The following is a 3929-nucleotide window of genomic DNA, read 5'->3' as shown; positions in this document are numbered from 1 at the left end:
CGCTGACCGGGCGCGTTGCTGCTGCTGTCGCGTCCGCTGCCGCCGCTGCTGCCGCCGGGCGTGCGCGCGAGGTCCCACGGATTGCGGGTCGCGCCGAAGCTCACCGACTCGGTGAAGGGCAGCATCATCAACTCCGGCACCGCGGTCTTGCCGAGGATCACCGCGCCCGCGGCGCGCAGCGCGCGAACCACTTCGGCGTCTTGGGCTGCGGCCGGGCCATACGCGCTGGTGCCGTACGTCGTTGTCTGCCCGGCAATCTCGACGTCGTCTTTGATCGCGATCGGCACCCCGAGCAGCGGCAGTTTTTCACCGGCCTCCAAACGGCGCTGCGCGTCGGCGGCCTCCTGACCCGCGGTATCGGCCAACACGTCGCGATAACACCGCAGCTGCGGGTCCAGCCGAGCGATGCGGTCCAGGTAGATCTCGAGCACCTCAGCAGCGGTGATGGTGCCGGCAGCCAACATCCGCGCCTGTTCGGCCGCGCCGGCGAACGCCAGATCGCGAGGGTCCACCGCGGCAGCGTATCGCGCTGCCCAGGCAGACTACTGGCATGACCGACACGGTTTTCGATGCATTGAACGAAGAGCAGCTGCGCCGACGAAAGACCATCAAATGGACCTACTTCGAGCCCGACGTGTTGCCGCTGTGGATCGCCGAGATGGATTTCCCGACTGCGCCGGCGGTGCTGGACGCCGCGCGCGCGTGCGTCGACAACCAGGAATTCGGCTATCCACCGGTCGAAGATGATCTAGCGACGGCGACCGCCGACTGGTGCCAGCGCCGCTACGGCTGGCGCGTCCAGCCCGACTGGGTCCGCGTCGTTCCCGACGTGCTCAAGGGGATGGAGGTCGTGATCAACTTCCTCACCCGACCCGAGAGCCCAGTCGTATTGCCTGTGCCCGCCTACATGCCGTTCTTCGACGTGCTTCGAGTCACCGGCCGGCAACGCGTGGAAATCCCGATGCTGCAAGACGGTTCGGGCCGCTACGTCATGGACTTGGAAGCGCTCGATACCGCCTTCGCCGGCGGAGCCGGATCGCTGATTCTGTGCAACCCGAACAATCCCCTGGGCACGGCGTTCACCGCAGAGGAGATGCGCGCGATCATCGACGTCGCAGAACGACACGGCGGACGGGTCATCGCCGACGAAATCCACGCGCCCCTGATCTATGACCGGCCCCACGTCGCGGCCGCCTCCGTTTCCGACACGGCCGCAGACACCGTCATCACGCTGATGTCGGCGTCCAAAGGCTGGAACCTGCCCGGCCTGATGTGCGCCCAAGTGATCCTGTCCAACCGCCGCGACGTCGACGAGTGGGACCGGATCAACATGCTGCACAAGATGGGCGCGTCCACCGTCGGTATCCGCGCCAACATCGCCGCCTACCGGCACGGTGCCGCGTGGCTGGACGAGCTACTCCCCTACCTGAAGGCCAACCGCGACCACCTCGCGCAGCGTCTGCCCGAGAGCATCCCTGGTTTGAAGATCAACGCGCCGGAGGCCACCTACATGTCGTGGGTCGATTTCCGGGCGCTGAACCTGCCGGCCGAACCGGCGGATTACCTACTGTCCAAGGCCAAGGTTGCGCTGAGCCCGGGCATCCCGTTCGGCGCCACGGTGAGCGCCGGGTTCGCGCGGCTGAATTTCGGCACCACCCATGCGATCCTCGAGCGCGCGATCGAGGCGATGGCCGCCGCGATGCCGGACTGATGGCCAACCCAGTACGGTAGCCGCATGTCCTGCGTGTTCTGTGCGGTCGTCGCCGGGGAGGCTCCGGGGATCAAGATCTACGAAGCCGACGACTACCTCGCCATCCTTGACATCCGTCCGTTCACCCGCGGCCATACCCTGGTCGTGCCCAAGCGACACACCACCGACCTGACCGATACGCCGCCGGAAACCCTGGCCGGACTGGTCACCATCGGCCAGCGGATCGCGCGGGCCGCGCGGGCGACCGAGCTGGCCGACGCCACCCATCTCGCGGTCAACGACGGTCCGGCCGCCTTCCAGACGGTGGCTCATATTCATTTGCACGTGGTGCCGCGGCGCGACGGCGACAAGCTGTCATTCGCCAAAGGGATGCTGCTGCGCCGCGACCCCGACCGGGAAGCCACCGCAGAGATCCTGCGCGAGGCGCTGGCGCGGATCGACGCCGGCCAGTAAGACTGGGCCATGACTCTTTCGCCGATCGAGCAGGCCGGGGCGCAACTGCTGCGGATCCACAACGCCATCTACCAGAAGAGCAACGGCTGGATCGGCCATCGGATACCGGGTGCCGCGCCGATGCTCCTGCTGCACACGACCGGCGCGAAGACCGGGCAGCCACGCACCACCTCGTTGACCTATGCGCGTGACGGCGACTCGTACCTGATCGTCGCCTCCAACGCCGGCGCCCGACGTTACCCGGCCTGGTACCACAACCTGCGCAAACATCCCGAGTGTGAAATCAATGTGGGCCCAAAGCGATTCGCTGTTCGGGCGAAGCAAGTGAATCCCGATGACCCCGACTATCTGCGGCTGTGGCAGATCGTCAACAAGAACAACGCCAACCGCTACAGCGCCTATCAGCGCAAGACATCGCGTCCGATCCCCGTGTTTGTGTTGACGCCGCGCGACCAGGCTGCCTAGAACAACTCTTTCGCAAGCAATTCCAGGGTCTTTTCCCGGCCCGGGGCGGTCGCCGGGTCGGTGCCGCGGTGAGCCGAGGCGACCGGGTTGACCATCACCTCGTCGACGCCGAACCGGTCGGCGAGCGCCCGCAGCTGGTCGGCGGCCTCCGCGGGTGTGCCCACCACGGCACGTTTGAGCCCGCTGGCGACGATGCGCTGCTGTTCGGGTGTGAGCTCGTCGGTTTGGGCGTCTTCGACCAGCTGCAGCGGTCCAAGCGGCTGCCCCGTGCGCATGCGGGCCAGCATGTGCAGGTTGGGCAGCATCAAAGCCGTTGCCTCGTCCTGCTTTTCGGCCACCGCGGCGTTCACCGTCAGAAACGTCGTCGGCTCGGCGGCTAATGCGCTGGGCTTGAATTTCGAGCGGTAGACCGCGAGCGCTTCTTCGGTTCCCTTGCCGGAAAAGTGGTGAGCGAACACATAGGGCAGACCCTTAGCCGCGGCCAGATGCGCCGAATACATCGACGACCCCAGCAGCCAGAGCCGCGGTTCGGTCACGGCGGCCGGGGTGGCCTTGAGGATGTAGTCGTGGTTGCGGATCGGCACCCGCACGCCGCGTCGACTCATCAGCGCGACCACGTCGTCGAGGTAATCGGGGAAGTTCTCGATGTCGCGATCGTCGCGGCCGGCCGGGCCGCGCAGCGCCAGCGACGTCACCGGATCGGAGCCCGGGGCCCGGCCGACGCCCAAGTCGATACGGCCTGGCGCGGCGGCTTCCAGCAGCGCGAACTGTTCGGCCACCGCGAGCGGCGCGTGGTTGGGCAGCATCACCCCGCCGGAGCCCAGCCGCAGCTGCCTGGTCTGCGCGGCCAGATAGGCGATCAACACCGGCGGGCTGGTCGCGGCGATGGACGGCATGTTGTGGTGTTCGGCAACCCAGTAGCGGGTGTAGCCCAGCCGGTCCGCGGTCTGGGCCAACCGCACCGTAGCGGCCAGCGCATCCGACGTCGACTGGTCGGTGCGCACCGGGACAAGATCAAGAACGGACAGTCGCACGCCGTTGTCAACGCCGCCCGTCATTCGGATAGTCCTGCGATCGTCGCCGCCTGGCCGAAGACGTCGTCGAGCATCGCCGGCGTCAGCTTGCCGGTGAACGTGTTCTGCTGGCTGGGGTGGTAACAGCCCAACAGCACCACCTCGCGCTCACCTGCGCGCAGTCTGGCCACAGCGCCGTGGCCGAATTGCGGCGACGGCCGGCCGACCTCCCCGCCGGCGGTGCGCACCATCCGCAGCGCCGCCCGCCATCCAAAGCCGCCCAGCGC

General features: G+C 67.4%; 5 protein-coding genes and 1 pseudogene. 3 read left to right on the top strand and 3 right to left on the bottom strand.

Going from position 1 to position 3929, the window contains the following annotated elements:
* Positions 1–512, bottom strand: a 512-nt coding sequence (locus ACFE99_RS23730) for an amidase family protein (RefSeq protein ID WP_375489135.1), incomplete at its 3' end; no start/stop codon positions are given.
* Positions 513–550: 38 nt separating this feature from the next.
* Here ACFE99_RS23730 and ACFE99_RS23725 point away from each other — a divergent pair.
* The 3 genes from ACFE99_RS23725 to ACFE99_RS23715 are packed head-to-tail and all read left to right on the top strand — an operon-like array spanning position 551 to position 2629.
* Positions 551–1711, top strand: a complete 1161-nt coding sequence (locus ACFE99_RS23725; RefSeq protein WP_375489133.1) for a MalY/PatB family protein — start codon at positions 551–553, stop codon at positions 1709–1711.
* A gap of 24 nt (positions 1712–1735) precedes the next feature.
* On the top strand, positions 1736–2164 hold the full coding sequence (locus ACFE99_RS23720) for an HIT family protein (RefSeq protein ID WP_375489131.1): 429 nt from the start codon (positions 1736–1738) through the stop codon (positions 2162–2164).
* A 9-nt stretch (positions 2165–2173) separates the two neighbouring features.
* On the top strand, positions 2174–2629 hold the full coding sequence (locus ACFE99_RS23715) for a nitroreductase family deazaflavin-dependent oxidoreductase (RefSeq protein ID WP_375489129.1): 456 nt from the start codon (positions 2174–2176) through the stop codon (positions 2627–2629).
* On the opposite strand, the gene ACFE99_RS23710 is transcribed toward ACFE99_RS23715, so the two are convergent.
* On the bottom strand, positions 2626–3663 hold the full coding sequence (locus ACFE99_RS23710; protein ID WP_375489137.1) for an LLM class flavin-dependent oxidoreductase: 1038 nt from the start codon (positions 3661–3663) through the stop codon (positions 2626–2628). The two genes, ACFE99_RS23715 and ACFE99_RS23710, sit on opposite strands and share 4 nt — an antisense overlap.
* A gap of 20 nt (positions 3664–3683) precedes the next feature.
* Positions 3684–3929, bottom strand: a pseudogene (locus tag ACFE99_RS23705) (uracil-DNA glycosylase); the annotation flags it as partial.

The sequence above is a fragment of the uncultured Mycobacterium sp. genome (assembly GCF_964249325.1).
GTDB lineage: Bacteria > Actinomycetota > Actinomycetes > Mycobacteriales > Mycobacteriaceae > Mycobacterium.
Note: the sequence above shows the minus strand (reverse complement) of the source record. Positions and strands in the feature narration are given on the sequence as shown.

Coding starts and splice junctions, on each gene's coding strand:
- ACFE99_RS23720 (WP_375489131.1), top strand. CDS start 1,736: ATGTCCTGCGTGTTCTGTGCGGTCGTCGCCGGGGAGGCTCCGGGGATC.
- ACFE99_RS23715 (WP_375489129.1), top strand. CDS start 2,174: ATGACTCTTTCGCCGATCGAGCAGGCCGGGGCGCAACTGCTGCGGATC.
- ACFE99_RS23725 (WP_375489133.1), top strand. CDS start 551: ATGACCGACACGGTTTTCGATGCATTGAACGAAGAGCAGCTGCGCCGA.